This is a genomic window from Jiangella muralis, assembly GCF_001270745.1.
Classification (GTDB): domain Bacteria; phylum Actinomycetota; class Actinomycetes; order Jiangellales; family Jiangellaceae; genus Jiangella; species Jiangella muralis.
The window spans coordinates 418804-445327 of sequence record NZ_KQ434752.1; the positions used below are offsets into that span (position 1 = coordinate 418804).

Consider the following 26524-nt stretch of genomic DNA (forward strand, 5'->3'; position numbering starts at 1 on the left):
AGCAGTTGTTCGCAGTCACCACCAGCACCCCCCATAAGCGCGCCGCCGCCGAAGCACGGCTCGCGTTCTCCTCCTGGGTCATGAGCCGAATCTCTCGGCGCCGATCGTCGGCGTCCGGGTGGAGGTTCATTGCTGGTGCCCCTTTCTCGAAACTCGTGAGCTGCCAGGCAAGACGACGTGCGTAGGAGCCGCACGACCCTAGCGTCACCGAGGAAGCGCCGCCTCTATGAGTTCGCCTGTCAACTTCCAGCTTCGCACATCGCGGGCAGAGGAAGGATGCCTGACGCTGGAGCTGCGCCACCGCCGCCGCGCCTGTGCTGAAGACCGCATCCGCATCGCGAAAGACACCGGCTGGCCAACCTGCCGCTGCACGACCTGGACCAGAACCGGATCTAGTGCGCCCTCGTCGCCTAGCCTGCGAATTCACCGCCTGGCTGTAGGTTCATCGCCAGCACCTTCCTCGATGCGCTCGGGTCGGCAGCACGCCGGCGAGGGGCGGCGCGCAACGCCAAAACCGCAGCAAGCGTGGGGTTCGATGGATCTGGTTCGTGCCGTTCTAGCGTCGCACACTCGCTGAGGTCCGTGGATATGTGTCTCGGCGGGGAGAGACTCGTGCCGGCACGTCGCCCATCGGACCGTCGCAGAACGATAATCGCAGCGGAAGAAGCGGCCGACGAGCGGATGCACCGAGCCTACGGGCCTGCGGCCGCTCGGAGGATGGTTGTGCGGATGGTCGCCCACGGTAGCTGCCGTCCGGGTGCACTGCGCGGAGCGTGCAAGGGCCAGACATCGTCTCCGACGACAAGGTGAACGCCGACGCGTTGGAGTGTGTCGACATGACCTCGCCACGCCGGATGCGCCGCATGGGCGGCGTTGATCCGGGGGAAAACGACGATCGGCGGTGTGCCGTTGCCGATGGCCTCGCTCACGCCCGTGAGTGCGTGATTGTCGGCTATTCCGAGTGCGAGCTTGGCAACGGTGTTGGCCGTCGCGGGAACGACCGCATAGCAGTCGACTTGCGGATGGGGACTTGCCTCGGTGGGCAGGCGGGCTTGGTCGCGCACTGCCAGCCCGGTGGCCTCCTGGATCTCGTCGAACTCCCCCGATGCGCGTAGCCAGGTTGCGGCGGTTGGCGTGAGGGTGACGGCGACGGTCCAGCCGTCGGCCTGCATGGGCTCGATCAGCTGGGTTCGGAGATCTTCGATGCCGCCGGCCGCGCAGGCGACGAGTCCGAGGACGGGGCCGCTCATACGGCTCGGCAGCGTTCGGCGAGTTGCATGACCTCGGACTGTCGGCCACCCATGGTGACGGGTGAGCGTCGGTAGATCGCCCGGACGGTCTCGCGGACGGCGGGGTTGTGGCGGACGAACTGTGGCGCCTGTTGCTCAGCCGTCAGCAGCGCGTCGACGGCTTCGTCGTCCTGGGCAAGGTGGCTGTAGGCGCGCGCCACGTCGATGCGGTGACAGACCTGCCGCTCGATGGGCAGCGGGCTCGGGTCGATCCGCGGGCCGTGCTCGGCTACGTAGGCGACGTCTCCGAGGTCCAGAGCTGTGGAGACGCGATGCACGTGGACGTTGGTCGGGCCGAAGGCGGTCTGCCAGTGGTTCGCGTCGTGGCCCAGTCGGGCCGCTGCTTGGGTCGCTCGATCGAGGAGCGCAGTTGTTGTCGGGCGGTCCTGCCGACGGGCAGCGGCCACGGCCATGCGTAGGTCGAGCATGCCGAGCAGACTGAGCGCTTCGGGCTCGCCAGCTCGGACCGTGCCCGCCAACCAGCTGCGGGCCGCGTCCCCGACCTGAAGAGCATCGTCGTAGCGGCCGACTGACAGGAGCGCGTGAGTGCCGGCGCGAGCGGCGGAGGCGAGTGCGAGTGGGTCTTCGGACTGGCCGGCCGCGCTCATGGCTCGCTCGGCTGCGATCCACGCAAGGTCGACTTCGCCGATCTTGCTGAGTGTGGTGGCGGCGAGGTGGTGCGCTCTGGCGGACACCCGCCAGCCGGCTCGGGTTCCCTCCGCTTCGAGCGCTTGAGCAGACGCCAGCAGCTGGGGCAGGACGGCGATGGTTCGGCCGAGTCCGCCGTTCTGGTAGTCCTCCCAGGCCGTCACGGTCATTCGCTCGGCGTGCGTGAGGTCGATCTGCACGACCGCGGTCTGGTTGAACAGCAACTGTGAGAGCCGGCGTGGGCTCATCAGCGCATCGCGGATGGCGGGCACGTCGTCATTGGCGCGGTCGTCCTCGACGAGGACCGGTTGGCCGATGAGGTCGGCCAGGGTGACCCGTAGGGCTCGCGCCAACTCGGTGAGGACGTCGAGCCGCCGGATCTCGCGCTCACCGCGCTCGATCTTGCTGAGCCAATCCTCCGAGCGGCCCACGAGGTTCGCGAGCACGGATTGGGTCAGGCCGCGCCGCACTCTGAAGAACGCGATGCGCTCTCCGATGCTGAGGGTGTCCCCTGCTCCACGCATAGTGTCAACGATAGGTCAGCAGGTCAGTCACGCACCCGGACAGTTTGTCCGGGCACCTACCGGCGAGGCGGGTTCTGCTGGTGGTGTGACAGCCCGCATCAACCAACGAAGCACGCCTGCCCATGGTCACTCGCGGCCAGCGGCAAGCTCGTCGACGCGTTCAGTCAGGGTCCGAACGGCCTCTTCAAGGCGATCGAGCCGCGCCTGGGTGTCGTCGGGTCGACGATCCGCGCCGCTCACGTCATCAGCGACGAAGACGCCCTTGCCCTGGCGACCGATGATCAGTCCGTCGCGGCGCAGCTCGTTGAGTGCGTCCCGGACGACGGTGCTGGACACGCTGTGCTTCTCGCGCAGCTGGGTCATGGACGGCAGCTGGCTTCCCGGCGGCAACTCCCCCGCCGCGATCCGCGCGCGCAAATCGTCCGCGAGCTGCCGGAACGCCGGTCCAGTCGCCATCGCCAGCCTCCATCCGCGGACACCTGTTGCCGCACTAAGTGCATCTGGTTCGCAACACCCTATCGCTCGGGTGTGCAAACCATCTTGACGCACTATGTCGACATAGTGCATTCTTAAGACGTCCCGCGCACCTCCGAGTGCGGGATCGGGGAGAGTCCCCGGCTACGAAAGGAGAGGTCATGGCGACCTATGCAGTGGACAGCAAGCGGCAGCAGATGACGGCGACCGGTGTCGTCAACTCGGTGCATGAGTGGGAGGACACTCCGGAGGGTCGTCGGCAGTCGGAGCGGCAGGCGGTGGATGAGGAGTCGCGGCTGCCGTTGTGGTCGGTGGAGGTCAATTACCGGACGGTGTCGTTCGATCGGGAGTTGACGGCGCGGGCGCAGGTGACGGTCCCGGCGCCGTTGAAGCCGGAGATCGCGGACTATTCACCGATCGAGTTCGGTGACCTGGTGGCGTCGGCGCGGGCGACGAAGACGGGCCAGCTGGTGGAGTCGTGGCGGGCCGGCGGGATCGCGTCGCACACGCCGCCGCGCAAGGACGCCGGCAAGACCAGCGCCGGCAGCGGCGAGAAGGCGGCCTGACGATGACCGTCATCGAGGTCCCGACCGATGCGTACGCGGCGGCTGACTGGCTCGCTGGCCGGCATCCGTGGGTGCGGCAGCTGGTCGAGCGGATCGCCGGCAGCATCGACGCGCACCCCGGCTGGCTGGACGTCGTCACCGCGGCCGTCAACGGCCAGCTGGCGGACGCGGCCGCGTGGGAGGCGTACGAAGCCCGGCACCCGGCCCCGGACGACGACGACGCGTTCTGGGAGTGGCACGCACACGGCCCGAAGACCTCGGCCGAGGTGCAGGCGTTCGGCGTCATGTCCAGCGGAGAGAAGAACCTCGTCCGCCTGGTCGCCACCCTCGGCGGCCGGGTCGCCTGGTCCCCACATGACGTGTCGTTCGACCAGCGCGGCGCGGCTGTCCTCGCGGACTGGCTGGCGATCGTGCACGCCCAGCTGCCGGCGTCGCTGTACCCGGCCACGAGTGATGACGCGCTGATCGTGCGGCTGGCCGCCGTGAGCGACGCGGTCAACGGTGAGGTTCGCGCCGTCTCGCGATGAGACCCCACCGGGGACGGGTGACAGGCCTAGGAAACCAACCCCGTCCCCGGTGGCCCCAATCAACACCCCGAATGGAGGGGATTGGTGTGTCCAACCCTACGACCCGGCGACTGCCCCTCGCCGCTCTCGGCGTCGTCCTCGCCCAGCTGTTGACCGTTGCCGCCCTCGTGGCCGGCGCGGACGAGGTCCAAGCGCAGCGGTCCGACGCCGTCCGTGACGCCTCGGTGACCCGCTGCGGTGACCGCCCATGAAGCAGCCCCTAGCCGTGGTGGTCGCGTGCTCCGGCTGCGGCCGCCTGGTCGCCGCCATCAAGGCGTGGTTCCACCCCGGTACCGGCGACACCGTCTGCGACTCCTGCCACGCCGCCGCCCACGCCCGGCACGCCGCCCTGACCGCCGTTGAAGGACTGCTTCGATGAGCCCACGGCCCGAACTGAGCGCGAGCGTCATCCAGGCCGTCGTGACCTTCGTGCAGAACCTGTTCGATCACGACTCGCTGATCCGGCGGCTGCTGCGCGGCCTGGGCTGGGTGACGCTGACGCCACTGATGCTGCTGCACAAGCTCCCCCAGGTCTTCGCCGCCGGGGCCGTGCTGCTCCTCGCCTACAGCATGCTCGGCGCTGGCGGCCTGGTCCTCATGCTTACGGTCCCGATGGTCGGTTGGGTGGTGTGGCGGCTCGCGCACCCCGAGTCCGCGGAACGCGTCGCCGCGCGGGTGCGGGGCCGGTGGCGGTACCGGAGGATCTACCGCAAGCACTGGCCCACCGTCGCCGCCGGCTGCGGCCTCACCGTCGTCGCTGGCCCGTTCGGCCGCCAGGTGGCGCCCGAGCTGATCGGCGTGACCGCCCACCCAGCCGCCGACGCCGTGCACGTGCGCATGTTCGCCGGCCAGTCACCGGCCGACTACGCCGACCGGGCCGACGCCCTGGCGCACGCGTTCGGCGTGACTCAGGTCCGCGTCCGGAGTGATCAGCCCGGCACGGTGACGTTGTTGTTCAGCACCGGGGACATGCTCACCGACCCCATTCCCGCGATGACGCTGGACGCATCGGACGTGGACTTCGAGGCGCTACAGGTGGGGTTCACCGAGGACGGCTCCCCGTATCGGCTGCGGCTGCTCTACAGCCACGTCCTGACCGTCGGCGCGACCGGGTCCGGGAAGGGCTCCGCGCTGTGGTCGACCGTGCGTGCGCTCGCCCCGGCCGTCCCGTCCGGGCTGGTGCAGCTGTGGGGCGCGGACCCGAAGGGCGGCATCGAGCTGGCGATGGGCCGCGGGCTGTTCTCCCGGTTCGCCGCCGACGACGAGCCCGGCGACATGGTCGACCTCGTCACCGAGGCCGCCGAACTGGTCCGGGCACGCTCGAAGCGGCTGCGCGGGCACTCCCGCAAGCACACACCGACGCCGGGTGAGCCGTTCGTGGTGCTGATCATCGACGAGCTGGCATTCCTGTCGGACTACCAGGACGACACCAAGCTCAAGCACCAGTTCAACAAGTCCCTGAAGGTCGTCCTGTCCCAGGGCCGCGCCGCCGGTGTTTCCGTGCTCGCGTTCGTCCAGGACCCCCGCAAGTCCGTCGTCGACGCCCGCAACCTGTTCCCCACCAAAGTCGCCCTCCGCCTCGATACCGCGTCCGAGGTCGAGATGGTCCTCGGCAAGGACGCCTGGGAACGCGGCGCCCACGCCGAGTCGATCCCCGAGGCTCAGCCCGGCACCGGATACGTGCTCGTCGACGGCGACCCCACCCCGGCCCGCATCCGGTTCACCTGGGTCACCGACGACGACATCCGCGCCATGGCCCGCGACTACCCCGCCGCGCCGCCGCGTCACGGCTTCACCGTCGTCACCGACACCGACGACCAGGACGACGCCAAGGGCGACGACACAGGGGCGGTCGCGTGAGCACGCACGCGCTGAGTCACACGGAGCTGCTGTTCCAGCTGGCCTCCCTGTCCCGCAGCAGAGCCGGCGAACAGGCCCGCGGGTGCGTCAACCCCATCCGACTCACCGGCTCCTCCACCACTGTGCACGCGGCTACGGGTGAGGTCGTACGCACCTACTCCTCCGACGACGAACCGGACGGGCACACCTACGTCCGCTGCGGCAACCGCCGCGCCGCGGTCTGCCCGTCCTGCAGCAGGGAGTACAAGGGCGACGCGTGGCACCTGCTGTCCTGCGGCCTGGCCGGCGGCAAGACCGTCCCCGAGACGGTGGCGCAGCATCCGGCGACGTTCGCGACGTTCACCGCGCCGTCGTTCGGGGCCGTGCACCGCCACACCCGACCGACGAACGGCCGCACGTCGCCGTGCCGGGCACGACGCGATCGCCCGCGCTGTCCGCACGGCCGGCCGCTGTCGTGTGTGCGGCGGCACGACGCCGACGACCCGCAGGTAGGTCAGCCGCTGTGCTTCCAGTGCTACGACTACACCGCCCACGCCGCCTGGCAGTGGTGGGCACCGCAGCTGTGGCGGTACTTCACCATGGCGCTACGCCGCCGCCTCGCCCGCACCGCCGGCATGACGATGAAGGCGTTCACGAGCGCGGCCAAGGTCTCCTACACCAGAGTCGTAGAGTTCCAGGCGCGCGGCGTCGTGCACTTCCACGTCGTCATCCGCCTCGACGGACCCGACGGCCCCGCCACCCCGCCACAGCTGGACCTCACGGTGACCGAGCTCGAGGACGCCGTCAGGCACGCCGCCACCCACGCGCACAAGGACGTCCCGATCCCCGGCGGGCAGACACTCCGGCTGCGATGGGGGAAGCAGCTCGACCTACGCACCATTACCCCCGGCGCCGGCCGCGACAACCAGGCCGGGCCGGCGCACCCGCACCAGGTCGCCGCCTACCTCGCCAAGTACTTGACGAAGAGTACGGAGGACTTCGGGCTGCCCGTTGCCGGGAAGCTGTACAGCGCGAACCATGCCGCCAAACACGGCGCGACCCCGCACGCCGTCCGACTGATCAAGGCCGCGCAGCAGCTCGTGCCCATCCACGACGACTACGAGCGCTTGAAGGACAGGTACGCCACCCTCGGCTACCGGGGCCACCCCATCACCAAGAGCCGCGCCTACTCCGTGACGTTCGGCGCGCTCCGCACCGCCCGCCGGCACTGGCGGCAGCGCCGCGCCCAACTCCCGGCCAACGCAGCCGTCCGAGACGTCCTCGACGTCGACCAGGCCGAGCACGACACCACGGCGACAACCGTCGTCGTCGGTGACTGGCGCTACGCCGGACGCGGCTACCTCGACACCGCGGCGGCCGCCAACGCGACCCGCTCGGCCAACCTCGCCCGCATCCGCCGCGCCGACGACGTCACCAGCTGATCAGACCGAAGCGCAGGGAGACCGACCATGAGAAGACCGAACCTGGGCCGCTTGCTCACCACTGAAGAGACAGCGCGGCGGCTCCGTGTCGACCCGTCGACGGTGCGCCGCTGGCGTCGCGACGGTGTCGGCCCACGCCACCTCAAGATGGGCAGCGTGTACCGCTATCCGGCGAATGAGCTGGAAGCCTGGATCGCCGCGAGCATGGGCCGGCGCGTCGCATCATGACAGCCCCGGAGAAGCTGCCGCCGCTGGGCGTTCGGCTCACCGTCGACATCGAGCCCGTAGAGCGCCAGAAGGGCATGGTCTACAAGGCTCGTGTGCGTTGGACGGACCCGGTCACCGGCAAGCGCGACGGCTGCAAGAGAGTGTTCGATAGTGAGGATGCCGCCGCCGCGTGGGTGGATCGCATGACACGCACTGCCGCGACCGGCCTCGATCCGGGCCAGACGTTGAAGGACTACGTCGACAGCATCGGTGATCGCTGGGCGCGCAAGATCGACACGACCTCGACACTCGATGGCTATTCGGCGGGTCTGAGATTGCGCGTGGTTCCGGCGATGGGCCACCTGCCGGTGAACATGATCACGGCGGGGCTGATCGACCGCGTCATCGATGAGTGGGAGGACAAGGGCATCGGCCGGTCTACGATCAAGAACACCATCGCTCCGCTGGTCCTGGTGCTCAACGAGGCCAAGCGGGACGAGCTGATCAGCCGCAACCCAGCCGACGACCGCGCGCGCCGGACCGCCGTCGGCCGACGAACGGGCGACGACGAAGAAGAGGCGCCGAATCCTCGCGACTATGCGCTGCCCGACGTCGCCGCACTCGAAGAGCTGGTGGCCGAAGTGGTCAAGGCTGGGCGGCATCAGTGCTGGGGCGACATGGTGACGATCCTGGCCACCACGGCGATGCGGATCAGCGAGGCGTCCGGCCTGGATGCGCGGTATGTGGACTGGGAGAACGGGATCATCCGGGTCGAGTGGCAGCGTTACCCCGGCCGGGGCGGCCTGGTCCGCAAGCGCACCAAGGGCCGGCGTCGCCGGAAGGTGCCGATCACCGAACCGTTGGTGCCGACCCTGGAGCGTCTGATGAAGGGTCGGAAGCCTGATGATCGGCTGCTGCGTGGTCCCCGCGGGGGCGTGATCACGACGGCGACCCTGCGCGATGCGACTCGCTGGGACGAGCTGGTGACGCGCCTTGGTCATCCGACGCTCGTCCGTCACGGGCTACGGCACACCGCGTTGACGTGGATGGCTGACGCCGGCATCCCGCTCGACGTCCTGCAGAAGGTCGCCGGCCACCAGTCGCCTGACGTGACGTCGCGGTACCTGCACCCGGACCTTTCGGCGTTGAAGGCCGCCGGGGAGTCCTTCTCGGCCTGGTGGTCCCCATCTGGTCCCCGCCGACCCAAGCTGACGATCGTGAAGGGAGGTGATGCGAGACGAGAAAACCCCCGCTGACCTGCGTCAACGAGGGCTGATCACATGGTCGGGCTGACAGGATTTGAACCTGCGACCCCCTGACCCCCAGTCAGGTGCGCTACCAAGCTGCGCCACAGCCCGTGGCTACCCCGGCCACGAGGGCGGCGGAGCGATGAACAGTGTAGCGCCTCCGGGGCACCGCTCCGGACATCAGGTCCGGGGCCGGCGGCTGTCGTAGTCGGGGCGGACGGGTTGGGGGCGGACGTCCCCGTGACGGGCGGCCCAGAGGGCGGCCGAGAGCGCCCACGCCAGCAGCAACATCGTCACAACCACAACCGCTCCCATGATCAACCGCCACCCGAAGAACAAGACCAATCGAACAACTACCTCCACCAAACACCAGTCCACTCCTTCCAACAAGATGCCAATCATGGAACACTGGACTGATGAACGGCGCGAGACTCGGCCCGAAGGACCTGCGGACGCTGCTCGGCGAGTGGGAGACCGGCGGGCAGAGCGCGTATCACGCCCTGGCCGACCGCATCCGGCTGCTGATCATCGACGGGCGCATCGCGACGCGGACGCGGCTGCCGGCCGAGCGGGAGCTGGCGGACGAGCTCGACCGCAGCCGCACGACCATCGTCTCCGCGTACCGGACGCTCAGGGAGACCGGCCACCTCGTCAGCCAGCGCGGCTCGGGCAGCGTCGTCGCGCTGCCGCAGGCGCACAGCAGACAGGGAGCGCTCCCCCAACCGGCCGTCGTCGACTTCGCGAGGGCGGCGCCGGCGGCGATCGGCGGGCTGGAGACGATCATCCGGCGGGCCACCGAGCGGCTCCCGGAGGTCCTCGGCAAGAGCGGCTTCGACCTCGTGGGCAGCCTGCCGCTGCGCGAACGCATCGCCGCCCACTACAGCGCGCGCGGCCTGCCGACCCACCCCGGGCAGCTGATGATCACGCTCGGCGCGCAGCATGCCATCGCGCTGGTCGCGCGCACGCTGGTGCGCCAGGCCGACCGCGCCCTGGTCGAGTCGCCGACGTACCCGCACGCGCTGGACGGGCTCAGGGTGAGTGGCGCGCGGCTGGTCACGGTCCCGGTCAGCGCGGACGGCTGGGACGGCGACCGGTTGCGCGACGCGCTGGAGCGGGTCCGGCCGGCGGTGGCGTACCTGATCCCCGACTTCCACAACCCGACCGGCGCCTCCATGCCCCCGGCACAGCGCGACGAGGTCATCAGAGATGCAGCCCGCGCGGGCACCGTCCTCGTCATCGACGAGACGACGGCGGACCTCGACATCGACCGCGGCTGGACCGACGTCCCGTTCGCCGCGCGCGCCGAGGGCCACCGCACCGTCAGCATCGGCTCGCTCGGCAAGAGCGTCTGGGGCGGCTTGCGCATCGGCTGGATCAGGGCCGACGACGACGTCGTGGGCGCGCTGCACGCGGCCCGCGCGGCTGGTGACCTCGGGACGCCGGAGCTGGAGCAGCTGGTCGCCACCGAGGTGTTCGACGACTACGCGGCGCTGGTGCAGCGACGCACGGAGCAGCTGCGCCACCACCGCGACGTGCTGGTGCGGGAGCTGCGCGAGCGGCTGCCGCACTGGGACGTGCCGGTGCCGGACGGCGGCTCGTCGCTGTGGGTGGGCCTGGGCGCGCCGATCAGCTCGGCGCTCGCCCTCTTCGGCATGACCCGCGGCCTCAGCCTGATCGCCGGCCCGAAGTTCGGCGTCGACGGCGCGTTCGAGCGGTTCCTGCGCCTCCCCTACACGGGCCGGGTGGACGAGCTGACGCGCGGCGTCCACCTGCTGGAGGACACCGCGCGCTCGCTCCCCACGCTCCCGGCCGGGCGGTCACCCCACCTGGCCGACGTGGTGTAGATGCTCACTCCCAGCGGAACACCCGCGCCGACACCGCGCCCGCGACCACCGTCACCACGATCAGCGCGAGCAGGTTCGTCGCGCTCGGCCAGTGGCCCTCCCACGCCGACTGCATGGCCTCCATGCCGGCGCCCAGCGGCGACACGTCACGGATCGGGCGGGCCCACTCGGGCATCAGGTCGCCGGGGGTCCACACGCCGGCGAAGAACATGCTCGGGAAGAACAGCAGCATGCCGATCGAGGTGGCCGCCTTGCCGGTCGGCGCCAGTGCCGCGACCAGCAGGCCGAGCCCGAACAGCGACGACGCCATCAGCAGGAAGCCGATCAGGAACCCGACCGGGTTGTCCGGCATCCCGATGTCGAAGGCGACCGCGCCGAGCGCCAGCACGATCACCGCCGCAACCACCGCGGCAGCCAGGTTGACCAGCAGCTGCGCCGTCAGCACGTTGGCCGGGTGGACCGGCGTCGTCGACAGCCGGCGCAGGATCCCCTTCTCGCGGTAGGTCGCGAGGACTGTCGGCAGCACGCTCAGCCCGAGCATCGCCGCGGCCAGGGCCAGCGACAGCACCGGCAGGAAGCCGGCGCTCACGTTGTTCTCGTTGTCGCCCTCGGTGAAGCCGATCGAGCCGAAGATGACCAGGATGCCGATGGGCATGGCGAAGGTCATGACCGCGGACGTGCTGTCGCGGAGAAACAGCTTGGACTCGACGGTGGTGATCTTGGTCAGGGTGGACATCGGGGTCTCTTCTCGGTCGTGGACGGCGTCAGCCGACGGGCTCGGGCTCGAACGACCGGCCGGTCATGGCGACGAACGCGTCCTCGAGGCTGGCCTGGTCCATGCGCAGCTCGGCGGCGACGACGTCGTGCGCGGCCAGGGTGGTGATGACGGTGTACGGCAGGTTGCCGGTGCCGCTGACGACGAAGTGGGCGCCCTCGCGGCTGACGGCGGTGACGTCTGGCAGCGCGCTGAGCACGGTCTCGTCCAGCGGCGACGACGGGCGGAACCGCAGGGTCTGCTCCGTCGACACCCGGGAGATCAGTCCGGCCGGGCTGTCGATGGCCGCCACCCGGCCGCCGTCGATCAGCGCGAGCCGGTCACAGAGCCGCTCCGCCTCGTCCATGAAGTGCGTGACCAGGATGATCGTGACGCCACGGGCCCGGATCTGCTCGATCAGGTGCCAGGTGTCGCGCCGCGCCTGCGGGTCGAGGCCGGTGGTGAGCTCGTCGAGGACGGCGATGCGCGGGTTGCCGACCAGCGCGAGCGCGATCGACAGCCGCTGCTTCTGCCCGCCGGACAGCTTCTCGAACCGGGTGCCGGCCTTGTCGCTGAGGCCGAGGTCGTCGAGCAACTCGGCCGGGTTCGCCGGCGACGGGTAGAACGAGGCGTAGAGGTCCAGCGCCTCGGCGGCGGTGATCTTCTCGGCCAGCTCGCTCTCCTGCAGCTGCGCGCCGAGCACCCGGCGCACGTCCATCCGGTCGCGGACGGGGTCGAGGCCCAGCACGCTGACGCTGCCGCCGTCGGGCCGCCGCAGTCCCTCGATGCACTCGACGGTGGTGGTCTTGCCGGCGCCGTTGGGGCCGAGGATCCCGAAGATCTCGCCCTCCTCGACCTCGAACGAGACGTCGTCGACGGCAACGGTGGAGCCGTAGACCTTGTGCAGGTTCTTCACTTCGATGATCGCCATGGGGGTGTCCTCTCCGAAGAGTCGGGGTCAGGCCTTCTGCGGCCGGAGGTCGATGGTGCGGACGAAGTGCTGGATGCCCGCGAGCGTCAGGGCCAGGACGGCGACCGCGGCGAGCACCGCGACGCCGTCGGGCAGCCGGCCGGCGCCGAGCGCGTCCATGGCCGCGCCGGCCCAGCCGACCGACATGATCGCCTCGACGGCCAGCAGCGGCAGCAGCAGGAGCGGCAGCGAAACCGTCGGCCAGAACCAGCCCCACTTGTAGTAGGCCGAGCCGATCAGCCAGCCGCCGGCCACGTTGGCCGCGACGACGATCCAGACCTCGGGGATGACCAGCCAGACCTGGTAGCCGTGGTCGAACAGGTGCGGCGTCGTGAACGTCGGCGTCGTGTCGGCGGCCCGGTAGAGGCCGTACTCGACGAGGTAGCCGGCGGCCTCGAGCAGCGCCATGACGAGCGCCATCGCGATGACGACGGCGGAGCCGGCCCACCCGAAGCTGCGCCGCGTGACGCCGGACGCGATGGCCACCGGCAGGTAGGCCGCGGTGATCATGATGCCCATCGAGAGCGGGAAGTACCGCGTCGCATACTGGGAGTTCTCCCAGATGCTCTGGCCGTCGTCGGTGCCGCCGGTCAGCTGGACGACCACCGCGACGGCCAGGAAGACGACCGCGACGATCGCGATGAACAGTACGAAGCCCCTGGCGAGGCCGGTCGAGAGGTCCAGGAACGAGGACCGGGCGCGGCGGTAGGTGAGCGCGGCGCTCATGCCGGGTCTCCCTTCGTGAGGTGGACGAACAGGTCCTGCAGCGCGACGGGCGACAGCTCCAGCCCCCAGTCGGCGGCGACGGCGCGCGCGTCGGCGGGGATCTCGCCGTAGACCGTGACCGACTTCGTCCCGCCGAGCCGCTGCTCGCCGAGGACCGTCATGCCGGTGGTGAAGTCGTCGACGGCGGCAGCCGGGCCGACGACCGCGGCGCCGCGCATGCGCAGCGTCTCGGTGTCGTCATGGGCGACCAGCCGGCCGCGGTCGATGATCACGACCTGCTCGAACAGCCGCGACACCTCCTCGATGAGGTGCGTCGACAGGATGATCGTGCGCGGGTGCTCCATGTAGTCCTCGAGCAGCACGTCGTAGAACGCGTACCGCGACGGCGCGTCGAGGCCGAGGTAGGACTCGTCCAGCATGGTCAGCGGCGCCCGTGAGGCGAGGCCGGCGGTGATGCCGAGCGCCGAGCGCTGCCCGCGCGACAACTTGGTGACGCCGCGGTTCACCGGCACCTGGAACAGGTCGATCAGCCGCTGCGCGAAGTCGTCGTCCCAGCGTGGCCGGAACCGCCGGCCCCGGCGCAGGATGCCCTTGACGCTCTCGCCCTCGACGACGGTGTCGCCGCTCTCGCGGACCAGGCAGATCTCCTGCGTCAGTTCCTCGTTCTCGAACGGCACCCGGCCGTCGACGAGGATGCCGCCCTCTGTGACCCGGCGGAACGCCGCGATCTGCGACAGCAGCGTGGTCTTGCCCGACCCGTTGCGGCCGAGCAGCCCGTAGATCTTGCCGCCCTCGAGCTTCAGCGTGAGGTCGTCGACCGCCGTGACGCCCGGGTAGCGGACGGTCAGGTTCTGGATGTCGATGCCGAACGTCATGCCGACTCACGACCCTTCAGCGTCTGGATGTGGGCGACGATGTCGTCGAGCGGGATGCCGATGACCCGGGCCTCGGCGACCATCGGCTCGACGATGTCGGCGAAGAAACGCTCGCGCCGCTGGGCCAGCAGCGCGTCGTGGGCGTCGGCGCTGACGAACATGCCGATCCCCCGCCGCTTGTAGAGGACGCCTTCGTCCACCAGTTGTTGGAACCCCTTGGCGGCCGTTGCCGGGTTGATGCGGTAGTAGGCCGCGTACTGGTTGGTGGACATCACCTGCTCGTCAGCTCCCAACTCGCCGCTGAGGATGTCGTTCTTGATGGACTCCGCGATCTGGTGGTAGATCGGGCTCCGGTCGTCGAACATGCGCACCCCCTCCGGTTCTTAGGTTCTTTACTTGACTAATGAACCGTAGCACCGCAGAACCAACGAACGCAACGTGATGGTTGACTGGCGAGCTCCAGCGCTCACCGGTTGCCTGAAGGAGAACCCGTCGTGATGCCCCTGACGCTGCAGCTCAAGCGGCACGTCCCGGCCGAGCCCGCGCGAGTGTGGCGGGCATGGACCGACGCTGACGAGCTGGCCCGCTGGTATTGGCCCGCCTCGTTCGCGACGGCGTGCCGCGTCGACCTGCGGCCCGGCGGGCTGTTCCGCATCGCGTCGGCCGCGGCAGGCACGGCGGTCAGCGGCGAGTTCGCGGCCGTCGAGGCGCCCGGCCGGCTCGTGCACACCTGGCGGTGGGACGGCGAGGACGCGGAGACGCTGGTGACGGTCGAGTTCCTGGCCGGCGCGGACGGCGGCACGGACGTCGTCGTCACGCACGAGCGGTTCACCGACCCCGGCGGGAGCGCGAACCACGCCCAGGGCTGGAACGATTGCCTGGCCCGGCTGGTGGCGTACGACTTCAGCGCCGCCTGACGCGCCGGGCGGGGGACGTCGTCAGATGGCGCGGCCGAAGGTGGCGTGCGGCGAGTCGCGGATGACCGGCGCCTGCTCGCCCGCCCAGTCGGCCTCGCGGATGACCTTCATCGCGGCCTTGCGGGCCTCGCGGTCCAGCTTGTCGATGAACAGGACGCCGTCGAGGTGGTCGGTCTCGTGCTGGATGGCGCGCGCCAGCCGCTCCGAGCCCTCGATGGCGACCGGGTCGCCGTACATGTTGAAGCCGTGCGCGACGACGCGGAGGGCGCGGCGGCAGTCGTACTCGAGGCCGGGCAGGGAGAGGCAGCCCTCGGGGCCGAACTGCTCCTCCTCGGACAGCTCCAGCGTCGGGTTGATCAGGTGACCTACGACGTCGTCGACGTCGTAGCTGAAGACACGCAGGGAGACGCCGATCTGCGGGGCGGCGAGGCCGGCGCCGGGCGCGGCCTGCATGGTGTCGACGAGGTCGGTGACCAGCTGCTGGAGCTCGCGGTCGAAGTCGACCACCGGCTCGGCCTGGGTGCGCAACACCGGGTCGCCGAACAGCCGGATCGGACGGACGGCCATCTGTTACTCCTCGGACGAACGATCGGAAGCGACCAGGCCGAGCTGCGACAGCTCGTCGCGCAGCCGGTCCGGGCCGGTGAAGTGCAGGCTGATCATGCCGAGCTCCGCGGCGGCGTCGACGTTGGACGGGTTGTCGTCGATGTACACCGACGACGCCGCGTCCAGGCCGTAGCGGTCCAGCAGCACCTGGTACAGCCGCGGGTCCGGCTTGACCAGCCGCTCCGCGCCGGACACCACGATGCCCTCGAACCACGACAGGAACTCGAACCGTTCCAACGCCAGCGGGAACTTCTCCGCCGACCAGTTGGTCAGGGCATACAGCCCGACGGAGCCACCGGAGCGCAGCTCGCGCAGCAGGTCGACGGTGCCGTCGATGTGCCCGCCGATGGTCTCGATCCAGCGGCTGTCGTAGGCCGCGATCAGCTCCGCGTGCTCAGGGTGCCGCGCGGACAGCTCCGCCACCGCGTCGGCCCACGACCGGCCGGCGTCCTGCGCGGTGTTCCACTCCGGCGTCGTGACCTCGGTGAGAAACCGCTCCACCTCGGCGTCGGACGGCAGCAGCGTGCGGTACAGGTAGCGGGGGTCCCAGTCGACCAGCACTCCCCCGAGGTCGAACACGACCGTCCGCGGCGCGCTCATACGTTGAAGCCGAGCGCGCGCAGCTGCTCCCGCCCCTCGTCGGTGATCTTGTCGGGCCCCCACGGCGGCATCCACACCCAGTTGATGCGCAGCTCGGCGACGAGCCCGTCGACGGCGGCGTTGGCCTGCTCCTCGATGAGGTCGGTGAGCGGGCAAGCGGCGCTGGTGAGCGTCATGTCGACGGTGGCGACGTTCTGCTCGTCGACGCTGACGCCGTAGATCAGGCCGAGGTCGACGACGTTGATGCCCAGCTCGGGGTCGACGACGTCGCGGAGGGCCTCCCTGAGGTCCTCGAGGTCGACGGTGGTGGTCATCGTGCATCCTCCTCAACGGTGACGGGGCCGGCCATGGCCCGCGCCGTCGCGTCCTTGAAAGCCATCCAGCTCAGCAGCGCGCACTTGACCCGGGCCGGGTACTTGGCGACGCCGGCGAAGGCGATGCCGTCGCCGAGCACGTCCTCGTCGGGCTCGATCTGCCCCTTGCCCTGCATCAGCTCGACGAACGTCCGCTCGACGGCGAACGCGTCGTCGACGGTGCGGCCGGTGAGCAGTTCGTGCAGGACGCTCGCCGACGCCTGGCTGATCGAGCAGCCCTGGCCGTCGTACGAGACGTCGGTGATGGTCGAGCCGTCGAGCGCGACCCGGATGGTGATCTCGTCGCCGCACGTGGGGTTGACGTGGTGCGCCTCGCCGCCGAACGGCTCGCGCAGGCCGCGCCCGTGCGGGTGCTTGTAGTGGTCCAGGATGATCTCCTGGTACAGGCTGTCGCTCACCCGAAGAACCTCTTCACCTGGTCGAGACCGGCGGCGAGCGCGTCGATCTCGTCGAACGTGGTGTACAGGTAGAACGACGCTCGGGTGGTCGCGGGTATTCCGTACCGGACGCAGACCGGCCGCGCGCAGTGGTGCCCGACGCGCACGGCGACCCCCCGCTCGTCGAGCAGTTGGCCGACGTCGTGCGGGTGGATGCCGTCGACGACGAACGAGACGGTGCCGCCGCGGGACTCGGTCGAGTTCGGCCCGATGATCCGGACGCCGTCGACGGCGTTGAGCTTCTCCAGCGCGTACGCCGTCAGCGCCTGCTCGTGCGCGTGGATGCGGTCCAGGCCGATGCCGGTGAGGTAGTCGACCGCCGCGCCCAGGCCGATGGCCTGCGCGATCGGCGGCGTGCCGGCCTCGAACTTGTGCGGGATGGGAGCGAACGTGGAGCCCGTCATCTCGACGGTCTCGATCATCTCGCCGCCGCCGAGGAACGGCGGCAGCGCGTCGAGGACGTCGCGGCGGCCCCACAGCACGCCGATGCCCGTCGGGCCGACCATCTTGTGGCCGGTGAACGCGAGCAGGTCGACGCCCAGTTCGGTGACGTCGATGGGCTGGTGCGGCACCGACTGCGAGCCGTCCAGCAGGACCAGCGCGCCCACCTCGCGGGCCCGTGCCACCACCGTCGCGACGTCGTTGACGGTGCCGAGGCTGTTCGACTGGTGCACCAGCGAGACGATCTTCGTCCGCTCGTTGATCAGCTCGCCGATGGTCGAGAGGTCCAGCCGGCCGTCGTCGGTCAGCCCGAACCAGCGGAACGCCGCACCCGTGCGCTTCGCCGCCAGCTGCCACGGCACGATGTTGGAGTGGTGCTCCATCTCGGTGACGACGATCTCGTCGCCCGGGCCGAGGCGGAACCGCGGGTCGTCGGCCATGCCGCTGGCCAGCGTGTGCGCGACCAGGTTGAGCGCCTCGGAGGCGTTCTTGGTGAAGATGATCTCGTCGCGGCTGGGCGCCTTGATCAGCACGGCCAGCTTGTCGCGGGCACCCTCGTAGGCCGCCGTCGACTCCTCGCCGAGCTGGTGCACGGCCCGCGCCACGTTGGCGTTGTGCCGCGAGTAGTGCTCGGCGAGGGTGTCGAGGACGGCCGTCGGCTTCTGCGAGGTGTTCGCGGAGTCGAGGTAGACCAGCGGGTGGTCACCGGCGAGCCGCCGTTCGAGGATCGGGAAGTCCTTGCGGACCCGATCCACGTCCAGCGGGCTGTGCGGTGCGCTCACGATGGCTCCTCGGTGTCGTTCTGGCGGCTCAGGCGGGGGTGCCGACGTAGTCGACGTAGCCCTTCTCCTCCAGCTTCTCCGCCAGCTTCGGGCCGCCCTCCTCGGCGACGCGGCCGGCGACGAAGACGTGCACGAAGTCGGGCTTGATGTAGCGCAGGATGCGCGTGTAGTGCGTGATCAGCAGGACGCCCTTGTCGCCCGACGCGGAGAAACGGTTGACGCCGTCGGACACGACCCGCAGCGCGTCGATGTCGAGGCCGGAGTCGGTCTCGTCGAGCACGGCGAAGGTCGGGTTCAGCAACTCCAGCTGCAGGATCTCGTGCCGCTTCTTCTCACCGCCGGAGAAGCCGGTGTTGAGGTCGCGCTCGGCGAAGTCGTCGGAGATGGCCAGCTGGTCCATGGCCGTCTTGACCTCCTTCACCCAGGTGCGCAGCTTCGGCGCCTCGCCGTCCACGGCAGTCTTGGCGGTGCGCAGGAAGTTCGACACCGACACGCCCGGCACCTCGACCGGGTACTGCATGGCCAGGAACAGGCCCGCGCGAGCCCGCGCGTCGACCGTCATGGCCAGCACGTCCTCGCCGTCGAGCAGCACCTCGCCGCTGGTGACGGTGTACTTCGGGTGCCCGGCCAGCGAGTAGGCCAGGGTGGACTTGCCGGAGCCGTTCGGGCCCATGATGGCGTGCGTCTGACCGCTCTGGACGGTGAGGTCGACGCCGCGCAGGATCTCCTTGGGGCCGGCCTCGGTCTCGACCGAGACGTGCAGGTCGCGGATCTCCAGGGTGCTCATTCTCGATGCCTCTCGGGTGTTCTCGGTGGTCAGTGCGTCGTCGACGTGGCGGCCGGCAGGCCCTCGCCCAGCGCCAGCTCGCGCTCGACGGTGGCGGTCAGCCGCTCGGCGATCTCCGGTACGCCGAGCTTGTTGATCAGCTCGGTGAAGAAGCCGCGCACGACCAGCCGGCGGGCCTCGTCGGCCGGGATGCCCCGCGCCATCAGGTAGAACAGCTGCTCGTCGTCGAACCGGCCGGTGGCGCTGGCGTGGCCGGCGCCCACGATCTCGCCGGTCTCGATCTCGAGGTTCGGGACGGAGTCGGCGCGGGCGCCGTCGGTGAGCACCAGGTTGCGGTTGAGCTCGTAGGTGCTGATGCCCTCGGCCGCGGGCCGGATGAGCACGTTGCCGATCCACACCGTGTGCGCCTTCTTGCCCTGCAGCGCGCCCTTGTAGAGCACGTTGCTGCGGCAGTTGGGCTGGTTGTGGTCGACGAACAGGCGCTTCTCGAGGTGCTGGCCGCTGTCGGCGAAGTACAGACCGAGCAGTTCGGCGTCGCCGCCGGGTGCCGCGTAGTCGAGGGTGACCGACGTGCGCACGAGGTCGCCGCCGAAGCTGACGACGGCGTGCTTGACGACGGAGTCGCGGCCCACGTTGACGTGGTGGTGCGACAGGTGGACGGAGTCGCCGGCCCAGTCCTGCAGGCTGACCACGGTGAGCCGGGCGCCGTCGTGCGTGACGATCTCGACGTTGTCGGCGAACGCCGCGGAGCCCTCGTGCTCGAGGACGACGACGGACTGGCTGAACCGCTCGGCGGTGATGACGACGTGGCCGGCGGCCGCCTTCTCCGCGCTCAGGCCGCGGAGGCGGACGATCGTCGGTTTCTCGGCGACGACGTCGGCCGGGATGGTGATGGCCAGCACCTTGTCGGCCTCGGCCCACGCCCGGGCGCTGATGCGGTCGTTCGGCACGTAGCCGGACGAGCCCCGTCGCGGATCGGTGGCCTCGACCGTCTCGACGACGACCTGCGGGGCGGCCTCGACGCTGACCTCGTAGTCGTGGCCGTCGAGCGGGGCGTCGTCGTGCAGGCCGCGCAGCCGCGCCATGGGCGTGAAGCGCCACTCCTCTTCGCGCCCGCGCGGCACGACGTGATCGGCGACGTCGAACGAGGCGACGGTGTCGAAGGCACTGCCGCCGTGGTCGGGCGCACCGGCGCCGTGCGAGTGCTCGGTGAGGCCGTGCTGGGCCTGCTGAGCCGTGTCGGTGGTCATCTGCTCTCTCTCGTGGGTCTCGGGCTGGCTTCGGGCGGCGGCGTCAGCCGACCGCGCCCTCCATCTGCAGCTCGATCAGCCGGTTCAGCTCCAGCGCGTACTCCATGGGCAGCTCGCGCGCGATGGGCTCGATGAAGCCGCGCACGATCATCGCCATGGCCTCCTCCTCGGTGAGGCCGCGGCTCATCAGGTAGAAGAGCTGGTCCTCGCTGACCTTGGAGACGGTGGCCTCGTGGCCCATGGAGACGTCGTCGTTGCGGATATCGACGTACGGGTAGGTGTCCGACCGCGAGATGGTGTCGACCAGCAGCGCGTCGCAGCGCACCGTGCTGGCGCTGTGGGTGGCGCGCGGCATGACCTGCACCAGGCCGCGGTACGACGTCCGGCCGCCGCCGCGGGCGACCGACTTCGACACGATGGAGCTGGAGGTGTTCGGCGCCATGTGCACCATCTTCGACCCGGAGTCCTGGTGCTGGCCCTCGCCGGCGAACGCCAGCGACAGCGTCTCGCCCTTGGCGTGCTCGCCCATGAGGTAGATGGCCGGGTACTTCATGGTGATCTTCGAGCCGATGTTGCCGTCGATCCACTCCATGGTGGCGCCCTCGGCGGCCGTGGCGCGCTTCGTCACCAGGTTGTACACGTTGTTCGACCAGTTCTGGATGGTGGTGTACCGGACCCGGGCGCCCTTCTTCACCACGATCTCGACGACCGCGCTGTGCAGCGAGTCGGACGTGTAGATGGGCGCGGTGCAGCCCTCGACGTAGTGGACGTAGGAGTCCTCGTCGGCGATGATCAGCGTCCGCTCGAACTGGCCCATGTTCTCGGTGTTGATGCGGAAGTAGGCCTGCAGCGGGATCTCGACGTGCACGCCCTTCGGCACGTAGATGAAGCTGCCGCCGGACCACACTGCCGTGTTCAGCGCGGAGAACTTGTTGTCGCCGGCCGGGATGACCGAGGCGAAGTACTCCTTGAACAGCTCGGGGTGCTCCCTGAGGCCGGTGTCGGTGTCGAGGAAGATGACGCCCTGCTCCTCGAGGTCCTCACGGATCTTGTGGTAGACGACCTCGGACTCGTACTGCGCCGCGACGCCGGCGACCAGGCGCTGCTTCTCGGCCTCCGGGATGCCGAGCCGGTCGTAGGTGTTCTTGATGTCGTCGGGCAGCTCTTCCCAGGACGCGGCCTGCTTCTCCGTCGAGCGGACGAAGTACTTGATGTTGTCGAAGTCGATGGTCGACAGGTCGGCGCCCCAGGTGGGGACCGGCTTCTTGTCGTAGAGACGCAGCGCCTTGAGCCGCGTCTCGAGCATCCACTCGGGCTCGTTCTTGAGCGCGGAGATCTCGCGGACCACGTTCTCGTTCAGCCCGCGCTTCGCGGCGGCGCCGGCCTTGTCGCTGTCGGCCCAGCCGTACTCGTAACGACCCAGGCCCTCGAGCTCGGGATGAGCGGTGGTGGTCATATCTGGGAGATCCTCTCCGTCTTTCCTGTGGTCTCCGTGGCGCTGCCGCCCCGGGGGATGTGCGTCGTGCAGACACCTTCGCCGTGCGCGATGGTGGCGATGCGCTGGACGTGGGTGTCGAGCAGTCGGGCGAACGCCTCCGTCTCGGCCTCGCACAACTGCGGGAACTGCTCGGCGACGTGGGCCACCGGGCAGTGGTGCTGGCACAGCTGCTCGCCGGTGACCGGCGACGCCTGGGCCGACGCGGCATACCCGTCGGCGCTGAGGGCGTCGGCGAGCGCGGCCGCGCGCTGCTCCGGAGGTACCGACTCGATGATAGGCCGGTACCGCTCCTCGATGTCGGCGATGCGGCGACGCGCGAACTCGGCGACCAGGTGCTCTCCCCCGGTCTCGGCGAGGAACTTCAGCGCGCCGACCGCGAGATCGTCATAGGCCTGCTCGAACGCGTCGCGACCGGCCGGTGTCAGCACGAACACCTTCGCCGGGCGGCCGCGGCCGCGGTGGCCGTAGACTCGCTCTTCGCGGGACTCGATGACGCCGTCGCCCAGCAGGGTGTCGAGGTGGCGCCGCACGGCCGCCGGGGTCAGTCCCAGCCGCTCGCCCAGCGCGGCCGCCGTCGACGGGCCGTTCTCGAGGATGGAGCGGGCGACCCGCTCCCGGGTGCGCGCATGCACGTCCTGGACGCCGGGCTCGTCGCCCGGTGCCCGTGTGGCGTCGCGCACGTATTTCACAACACCATCGTGCTCTTTTTCATGGCCGGTCACAACCTCCTCGTCGTGCGATGCATCACGCAGGTCAGCCTTACCTTTGTTGCAGGGCGGCCCTGACCGGGCGGTGGCGGTCCGGCATCGCCGTGCGAGACTCGCGGGATGAGCGCAGTGCCGGCCGTCGAGATCTCCTCTCTGGTCAAGCGCTACGGCTCCACCGCCGCCGTCGACGGGCTGTCGTTCCAGGTGGCGGCCGGGACCATCACCGCCGTCCTCGGTCCGAACGGCGCCGGCAAGACGACCACCGTCGAAATCTGCGAGGGCTTCCGCCGCCCCGACGACGGCGCCGTTCGCGTGCTCGGGCTCGATCCCTGGCGCGACGGCGCCGCGCTGCGGCCGCGGGTGGGCGTCATGCTGCAGGACGGCGCCGGCTTCTACCCCGGCGCGCGGCCGGTCGAACTGCTGACCCACCTGGCCCGGCTGCACGCGTCGCCGCTCGACGTCTCGATGCTGGTGGCGCGGCTGGGCCTGGAGTCGCTGGCGCGTGGGCGGGCGCCGCTGCGGCGGCTGTCCGGTGGCGAGCGGCAGCGGGTCGCGCTGGCGGCGGCGCTGGTCGGGCGGCCGGACCTGGTCTTCCTCGACGAGCCGACGGCCGGCCTCGACCCGCAGGGCCGCCGCGCGACGTGGCAACTCCTGGATGAGCTGCGGGCCGCCGGGGTCACCGTCGTGCTGACGACGCACCTCATCGACGAGGCCGAGCGGCTGGCCGACCACGTCGTCATCATCGACGCCGGCCGGGTCCTCGCCGAGGGAACGCCACAAGAGCTGACCAGCGGCGTCTCCGACGACGTCATCCGTTTCGGCGGACCGCCCCGCCTGGACGTCGGCTCGTTGCGGGCGGCGCTCCCCGCCGCGGCGACGGTGCGCGAGGTGGCGCCCGGCTCGTACGAGGTGACGGCCCCGGTCGACCCGAGCCTGCTGGCCACGCTGACCTCCTGGTGCGCGGCGCAGGACATCCTGGCCGAGGGCTTGCAGGTCGGGCGCCGGTCGCTGGAGGACGTGTACCTGGAGCTGATCGGAGCCTCGGCCGGAAGGACGGCGCCGTGACCGCGCCGGATCCGCCGCCGGTTCCCCCGCCGTCCGACGCGTCGGTCCCCCCGCCGGACGACGCGTCGGCGCGGCCGTCGCTGTTCGCGCCGGCGCCGGGTGCGGCCCCGGTCGGCCGGATGCTGCTGGCCCAGACGCTGTTCGAGGTCCGTCTGCTGCTGCGCAACGGCGAGCAGCTGCTGCTGACCGCCGCCATTCCCGTCGTGCTGTTGTGGCTGCTGACCGCCGCGCCGGTGTTCGACACGGGCGACTACGAGCGGGTCGATTTCCTCGTGCCCGGAATTCTGGCGCTGTGCGTGATGTCGACGGCGTTCACGTCGCTGGCGATCTCCACCGGGTACGAGCGCCGTTACGGCGCGCTGAAACGCCTGGCCGTGTCGCCGCTCCCCCGGTGGACGTTGCTGCTGGCCAAGGCGCTGACGGTGCTGGTGATCGAGGCGTTCCAGGTGGTGCTGGTCGGCGGGCTGGGGCTGGCGCTGGGCTGGCGGCCGTCGGGATCGCCGCTGGCCGTGGCCGTGCTGCTGGTCGCCGGGACGCTGGCGTTCGCCGGGCTCGGCCTGCTGATGGCCGGCACGCTCCGCGCCGAGGCCACGCTCGCGGCAGCGAACCTCGTCTACCTGTTGCTCCTGGTGCTGGGCGGCGTGGTGATCCCGCTGTCCGGCTTCCCGTCCGGCCTGCGCACGGTGCTGGAGCTCACGCCGGCCGGCGCCCTGGCCGACGGCCTGCGGTCGGTCCTGGCGGACGGCGCCGGCCTGCCGTGGGGATCGGTCGCCGTGCTGGCGGCCTGGGCGCTGGCCGGGCTCACCGCGGCGGCCCGCTGGTTCCGCTGGGAGTGAGCCTCCTGCCGTTCGGCCATGATCATCGGCGACCGACCCCGCCATGGTGTGGTGGATCGCCGATGATCATGGCGGTGGTCGAGCGCGGCGGGTCACGGACGAGGAAGGGGTCGAGCAGGCCGGGAACGGCCTCGGCGCCGAACTCGAGGACCTCGTGCTCGTCGGCGTCGATGACCGAGTAGCGGCGCGCGCCGGCCGCCGTCGTGGCGGTGAGGGTCAGCAGCCCGGCGCGGCGCTGGAAGACCGACTGGCTCACGCGCCAGCCGATGATGCCCTGCCGCTGCAAGTACACCGTCGCCCGGCGGACGCTGCCCTTGCGGGCGACCAGGAACTCACCGTCGAGATCGTGGCCCAGCGACCGGTAGGCGTCACCGGCGAGCAGCACCAGGGCCACGCACGCGGCCGCAGCCAGCACCGTCAGCACGATGGCCCAGAAGTCGCGCACCGGCGAGGCGACCGCCAGCCAGCTCACCACCGCCGCCAGCACGGCGTCGGCCGCGAGCGCCCAGCGCAGCCGCCGGGCCCGCGCGGCCGCCGGATGTCGTCGCAACCGTCCGCCGGGCCGCACACCGGCGACAGCCGCGGCCACCGACGCGGCGACCGTCATCGGCGCGGCGGGCAGCAGCGTCGACGCCTCGGATTTGGGGTCGGCGCGCAGGCCGGTCGTGACGACGTCGACCCGCGCCGCGCCGGCGGACCGCACCCCGAGCGGCTCGACGATCTCGACGCCGCGGACGCGCTGCTCCTCGATGCTGACCGAGCGCGTGGTGAGCAGCCCGCGCCGGACCCGCAAGGTGCCGCCGGGCTCGCGTTCCAGCCGGTAGGCCCACCACGCCTCCAACGTCAGCGCCAGCGTCGCCACGACCCCGACCAGCACGAACACCACCGCGAACAGCACCAGCGTCTGCGTCGCCCCGATGTCCTCGACGATGTCGCGGGTGGTGTCGACCGGCAGGCTCTCGCGACCGAACCAGTTCAGCACCTGGAACAGGCCGCCGACCGCGATGCCCGCCAGCGCGAACGTCCAGAACGACAGTGGCGCGAAGCGCAGCCAGCCCGGATCCCAGCGGGCCAGCACCCGCACGCCGGGCTCGGTGCCGTCGGCAGCCAGGGGTGCGCGGTCGAGCAGCAGCGCACGCAGTCGCTCGCCCTCGTCGCGGCTGACGGGATCGAGCACCAGCGTCTGCGGGGTCTGCCCCGGACCGCCGGCCTCGACCTGCTCGCCGGTGCCGATGCTCACCTTCACCAGTCCGAACACCCGCTGGACCGGGTCGGCCGAGAGGTCGACGGTGCGGATGCGTTCGCGGGCGAGGGATCGTTTCGTCGTGAAGATCATGCCCTTGTGCAGTTCCATGCGCGCCGGCGTGACGCGGTACCGGCTGTGCCGCCAGCGCACGTCGTCGGCGATGACCGAGCCCAGCACGACCAGGGCGACCGCCGGCACGACCCACGCCAGGGCGATGCCGTAGGACGTCCCGGAGCCGACGCCGATGGTGGTGGGGATGGCGCCGCCGAGGGCCAGGACGAAGACCCAGATGCCGGTGACCTTGAGAGTGTCGCGGTGCAGCACGAGCCAGCCGGGACCGCCATCGGCGGAAGGGTTGCCGCGCGCGGCGGGCAGGTCGCCAGGACCGTCGGCGGGGTCGTCGGGGTGGCTCACGTCGCGTCGCCGGGGATGTCGTGGGTGATACGGGTGAGCTCCTCGGCGAGTTCGGCGGCCCGCTCGTGGTCGAGGCCCTCGATCTTCACCGCCCCCGCCGAGGACGCCGTCGTCACCGTGACCGTCGACAGGCCGAAGGTGCGCTGCAGCGGGCCGCGGACGGTGTCGACCGTCTGGATGCGCGACATCGGCGCGACCCGCCAGACCTGCCACAACACGCCACCACGGGTGTAGACGGCCTGATCGGTAACCTCCCAGCGGTGGATCCGGAACCACCAGGGTGGCAGCAGCAGGACCGCGAGCAACCCCACGACGGTCAGCACCGCGGCCGGGATCAGGAACCACGGCCGCGCCGGCGCGATCAGCAGGCCGAGGATCAGCAGCGGGACCACCACGACGGCCGTCAGCACGCCGACCTGCGCGCGCCACCAGGCCACGACGCGGTGGTCCAGCCAGTTCCGGGGCGGTCGCAGCCGAGTGGCGCCGCTCATGTTCCTTGCCTCCCGCAGATGGTCGCAGCGAACGAGCCCACTGCCAGAGCCCGCCGGCGTGCCCACGGCGGCTGTCTCGGCGATCATGGCGTGCCCGTAGAC

At 70.6% G+C, this 26524-nt stretch carries 31 protein-coding genes and 1 tRNA gene; 12 read left to right on the top strand and 20 right to left on the bottom strand.

From position 1 onward, the window contains the following. Positions 1 to 692 precede the first annotated feature (692 nt). From ACW62_RS04840 to ACW62_RS04850, 3 genes are all read right to left on the bottom strand, one after another. Positions 693 to 1250, bottom strand: coding sequence for a flavoprotein (locus ACW62_RS04840; RefSeq protein ID WP_053202936.1), 558 nt, complete (start codon positions 1248 to 1250; stop codon positions 693 to 695). Then, complete coding sequence (locus ACW62_RS04845; RefSeq protein WP_053202937.1) at positions 1247 to 2461, bottom strand: helix-turn-helix domain-containing protein; 1215 nt, start codon at positions 2459 to 2461, stop codon at positions 1247 to 1249. Before ACW62_RS04845 ends, ACW62_RS04840 begins: the two co-directional genes overlap by 4 nt. A 126-nt stretch (positions 2462 to 2587) precedes the next feature. Beyond that, a complete protein-coding gene (locus ACW62_RS04850) occupies positions 2588 to 2917 on the bottom strand; it encodes a winged helix-turn-helix domain-containing protein (protein ID WP_083459228.1) in 330 nt (109 codons plus the stop codon). Between the two features lie 179 nt (positions 2918 to 3096). Between ACW62_RS04850 and ACW62_RS04855 the strand changes: the two genes are divergently transcribed. The 8 genes from ACW62_RS04855 to ACW62_RS04875 all read left to right on the top strand — a co-directional run bounded on the left by ACW62_RS04855 (position 3097) and on the right by ACW62_RS04875 (position 8811). After that, positions 3097 to 3501 (top strand): hypothetical protein, encoded by a 405-nt coding sequence (locus ACW62_RS04855; RefSeq protein ID WP_157574393.1) that lies wholly within the window; start codon positions 3097 to 3099, stop codon positions 3499 to 3501. A gap of 2 nt (positions 3502 to 3503) precedes the next feature. Continuing rightward, positions 3504 to 4028, top strand: coding sequence for a hypothetical protein (locus tag ACW62_RS04860; RefSeq protein WP_053202939.1), 525 nt, complete (start codon positions 3504 to 3506; stop codon positions 4026 to 4028). A gap of 86 nt (positions 4029 to 4114) precedes the next feature. Continuing rightward, a complete protein-coding gene (locus ACW62_RS33780) occupies positions 4115 to 4279 on the top strand; it encodes a hypothetical protein (protein WP_157574395.1) in 165 nt (54 codons plus the stop codon). Continuing rightward, positions 4276 to 4446, top strand: a complete 171-nt coding sequence (locus ACW62_RS33785; protein WP_157574397.1) for a hypothetical protein — start codon at positions 4276 to 4278, stop codon at positions 4444 to 4446. The genes ACW62_RS33780 and ACW62_RS33785 overlap by 4 nt, the downstream gene beginning before the upstream one ends. Beyond that, positions 4443 to 5927, top strand: a complete 1485-nt coding sequence (locus tag ACW62_RS04865; protein WP_053202940.1) for an FtsK/SpoIIIE domain-containing protein — start codon at positions 4443 to 4445, stop codon at positions 5925 to 5927. The genes ACW62_RS33785 and ACW62_RS04865 overlap by 4 nt, the downstream gene beginning before the upstream one ends. Beyond that, the gene (locus ACW62_RS04870; protein ID WP_053202941.1) at positions 5924 to 7348 is read left to right on the top strand and encodes a replication initiator; all 1425 of its coding nucleotides are present in this window, start codon (positions 5924 to 5926) and stop codon (positions 7346 to 7348) included. Before ACW62_RS04865 ends, ACW62_RS04870 begins: the two co-directional genes overlap by 4 nt. Positions 7349 to 7375: 27 nt before the next feature. Next, entirely contained in the window at positions 7376 to 7576 is a 201-nt protein-coding gene (locus tag ACW62_RS32920) for a helix-turn-helix domain-containing protein (RefSeq protein WP_083459229.1), read from the top strand. Continuing rightward, positions 7573 to 8811 (top strand): tyrosine-type recombinase/integrase, encoded by a 1239-nt coding sequence (locus ACW62_RS04875; protein WP_053202942.1) that lies wholly within the window; start codon positions 7573 to 7575, stop codon positions 8809 to 8811. The genes ACW62_RS32920 and ACW62_RS04875 overlap by 4 nt, the downstream gene beginning before the upstream one ends. 25 nt (positions 8812 to 8836) lie before the next feature. Here ACW62_RS04875 and ACW62_RS04880 read toward each other — a convergent pair. Next, positions 8837 to 8913: transfer RNA gene (locus ACW62_RS04880), tRNA-Pro, on the bottom strand. 305 nt (positions 8914 to 9218) lie between these two features. Here ACW62_RS04880 and yczR point away from each other — a divergent pair. Next, on the top strand, positions 9219 to 10646 hold the full coding sequence (gene yczR, locus ACW62_RS04890; protein ID WP_053202944.1) for a MocR-like transcription factor YczR: 1428 nt from the start codon (positions 9219 to 9221) through the stop codon (positions 10644 to 10646). A 4-nt stretch (positions 10647 to 10650) separates the two neighbouring features. On the opposite strand, the gene ACW62_RS04895 is transcribed toward yczR, so the two are convergent. From ACW62_RS04895 to ACW62_RS04915, 5 genes are read right to left on the bottom strand one after another with little or no spacing between them, the layout of a single operon-like run. Further along, positions 10651 to 11382 (bottom strand): ABC transporter permease, encoded by a 732-nt coding sequence (locus ACW62_RS04895; protein WP_053202945.1) that lies wholly within the window; start codon positions 11380 to 11382, stop codon positions 10651 to 10653. 28 nt (positions 11383 to 11410) lie between these two features. Next, positions 11411 to 12331: an ABC transporter ATP-binding protein gene (locus ACW62_RS04900; protein WP_053202946.1), complete on the bottom strand. Its 921-nt coding sequence runs from the start codon at positions 12329 to 12331 to the stop codon at positions 11411 to 11413. Positions 12332 to 12358: 27 nt separating this feature from the next. Further along, positions 12359 to 13096 (bottom strand): hypothetical protein, encoded by a 738-nt coding sequence (locus ACW62_RS04905; RefSeq protein ID WP_053202947.1) that lies wholly within the window; start codon positions 13094 to 13096, stop codon positions 12359 to 12361. Continuing rightward, positions 13093 to 13971 (bottom strand): ATP-binding cassette domain-containing protein, encoded by an 879-nt coding sequence (locus tag ACW62_RS04910; RefSeq protein ID WP_053202948.1) that lies wholly within the window; start codon positions 13969 to 13971, stop codon positions 13093 to 13095. Before ACW62_RS04910 ends, ACW62_RS04905 begins: the two co-directional genes overlap by 4 nt. Further along, positions 13968 to 14336, bottom strand: a complete 369-nt coding sequence (locus tag ACW62_RS04915) for a GntR family transcriptional regulator (protein WP_053202949.1) — start codon at positions 14334 to 14336, stop codon at positions 13968 to 13970. The genes ACW62_RS04910 and ACW62_RS04915 overlap by 4 nt, the downstream gene beginning before the upstream one ends. Before the next feature lie 132 nt (positions 14337 to 14468). Here ACW62_RS04915 and ACW62_RS04920 point away from each other — a divergent pair, with 132 nt between their 5' ends. After that, a complete protein-coding gene (locus ACW62_RS04920; RefSeq protein WP_053202950.1) occupies positions 14469 to 14888 on the top strand; it encodes an SRPBCC family protein in 420 nt (139 codons plus the stop codon). A 21-nt stretch (positions 14889 to 14909) separates the two neighbouring features. Here the strand turns inward: ACW62_RS04920 and def are convergent, their stop codons facing one another. The 9 genes from def to ACW62_RS04965 are packed head-to-tail and all read right to left on the bottom strand — an operon-like array spanning position 14910 to position 22343. Then, a complete protein-coding gene (gene def, locus ACW62_RS04925) occupies positions 14910 to 15455 on the bottom strand; it encodes a peptide deformylase (RefSeq protein WP_053202951.1) in 546 nt (181 codons plus the stop codon). A gap of 3 nt (positions 15456 to 15458) precedes the next feature. After that, entirely contained in the window at positions 15459 to 16094 is a 636-nt protein-coding gene (locus tag ACW62_RS04930; RefSeq protein WP_053202952.1) for an HAD family hydrolase, read from the bottom strand. Further along, entirely contained in the window at positions 16091 to 16408 is a 318-nt protein-coding gene (locus tag ACW62_RS04935; RefSeq protein ID WP_053202953.1) for a metal-sulfur cluster assembly factor, read from the bottom strand. Before ACW62_RS04935 ends, ACW62_RS04930 begins: the two co-directional genes overlap by 4 nt. Further along, on the bottom strand, positions 16405 to 16866 hold the full coding sequence (gene sufU / locus ACW62_RS04940; protein WP_053202954.1) for a Fe-S cluster assembly sulfur transfer protein SufU: 462 nt from the start codon (positions 16864 to 16866) through the stop codon (positions 16405 to 16407). The genes ACW62_RS04935 and sufU overlap by 4 nt, the downstream gene beginning before the upstream one ends. After that, entirely contained in the window at positions 16863 to 18128 is a 1266-nt protein-coding gene (locus tag ACW62_RS04945) for a cysteine desulfurase (RefSeq protein WP_053202955.1), read from the bottom strand. Before ACW62_RS04945 ends, sufU begins: the two co-directional genes overlap by 4 nt. Before the next feature lie 28 nt (positions 18129 to 18156). Then, complete coding sequence (gene sufC / locus ACW62_RS04950) at positions 18157 to 18915, bottom strand: Fe-S cluster assembly ATPase SufC (protein ID WP_053202956.1); 759 nt, start codon at positions 18913 to 18915, stop codon at positions 18157 to 18159. 29 nt (positions 18916 to 18944) lie between these two features. Next, positions 18945 to 20165 carry a Fe-S cluster assembly protein SufD gene (gene sufD / locus ACW62_RS04955; protein ID WP_053202957.1) on the bottom strand — a complete coding sequence of 407 codons (1221 nt, stop codon included), beginning with the start codon at positions 20163 to 20165 and terminating at the stop codon, positions 18945 to 18947. A 43-nt stretch (positions 20166 to 20208) separates the two neighbouring features. Continuing rightward, positions 20209 to 21621 (bottom strand): Fe-S cluster assembly protein SufB, encoded by a 1413-nt coding sequence (gene sufB, locus ACW62_RS04960; protein WP_053202958.1) that lies wholly within the window; start codon positions 21619 to 21621, stop codon positions 20209 to 20211. Beyond that, complete coding sequence (locus tag ACW62_RS04965; RefSeq protein WP_053202959.1) at positions 21618 to 22343, bottom strand: helix-turn-helix transcriptional regulator; 726 nt, start codon at positions 22341 to 22343, stop codon at positions 21618 to 21620. Before ACW62_RS04965 ends, sufB begins: the two co-directional genes overlap by 4 nt. Before the next feature lie 147 nt (positions 22344 to 22490). On the opposite strand from ACW62_RS04965, the gene ACW62_RS04970 reads away from it, so the two are divergent. Together ACW62_RS04970 and ACW62_RS04975 are read left to right on the top strand one after the other, a co-directional pair. After that, on the top strand, positions 22491 to 23435 hold the full coding sequence (locus ACW62_RS04970; protein ID WP_053202960.1) for an ABC transporter ATP-binding protein: 945 nt from the start codon (positions 22491 to 22493) through the stop codon (positions 23433 to 23435). Positions 23436 to 23554: 119 nt separating this feature from the next. Then, positions 23555 to 24271, top strand: a complete 717-nt coding sequence (locus ACW62_RS04975; protein WP_053203133.1) for an ABC transporter permease — start codon at positions 23555 to 23557, stop codon at positions 24269 to 24271. Between the two features lie 22 nt (positions 24272 to 24293). Here the strand turns inward: ACW62_RS04975 and ACW62_RS04980 are convergent, their stop codons facing one another. Together ACW62_RS04980 and ACW62_RS04985 are read right to left on the bottom strand one after the other, a co-directional pair. Further along, complete coding sequence (locus tag ACW62_RS04980; protein WP_205629142.1) at positions 24294 to 25931, bottom strand: PH domain-containing protein; 1638 nt, start codon at positions 25929 to 25931, stop codon at positions 24294 to 24296. Beyond that, entirely contained in the window at positions 25928 to 26422 is a 495-nt protein-coding gene (locus ACW62_RS04985; RefSeq protein WP_053202961.1) for a PH domain-containing protein, read from the bottom strand. The genes ACW62_RS04980 and ACW62_RS04985 overlap by 4 nt, the downstream gene beginning before the upstream one ends. Positions 26423 to 26524 lie beyond the last annotated feature (102 nt).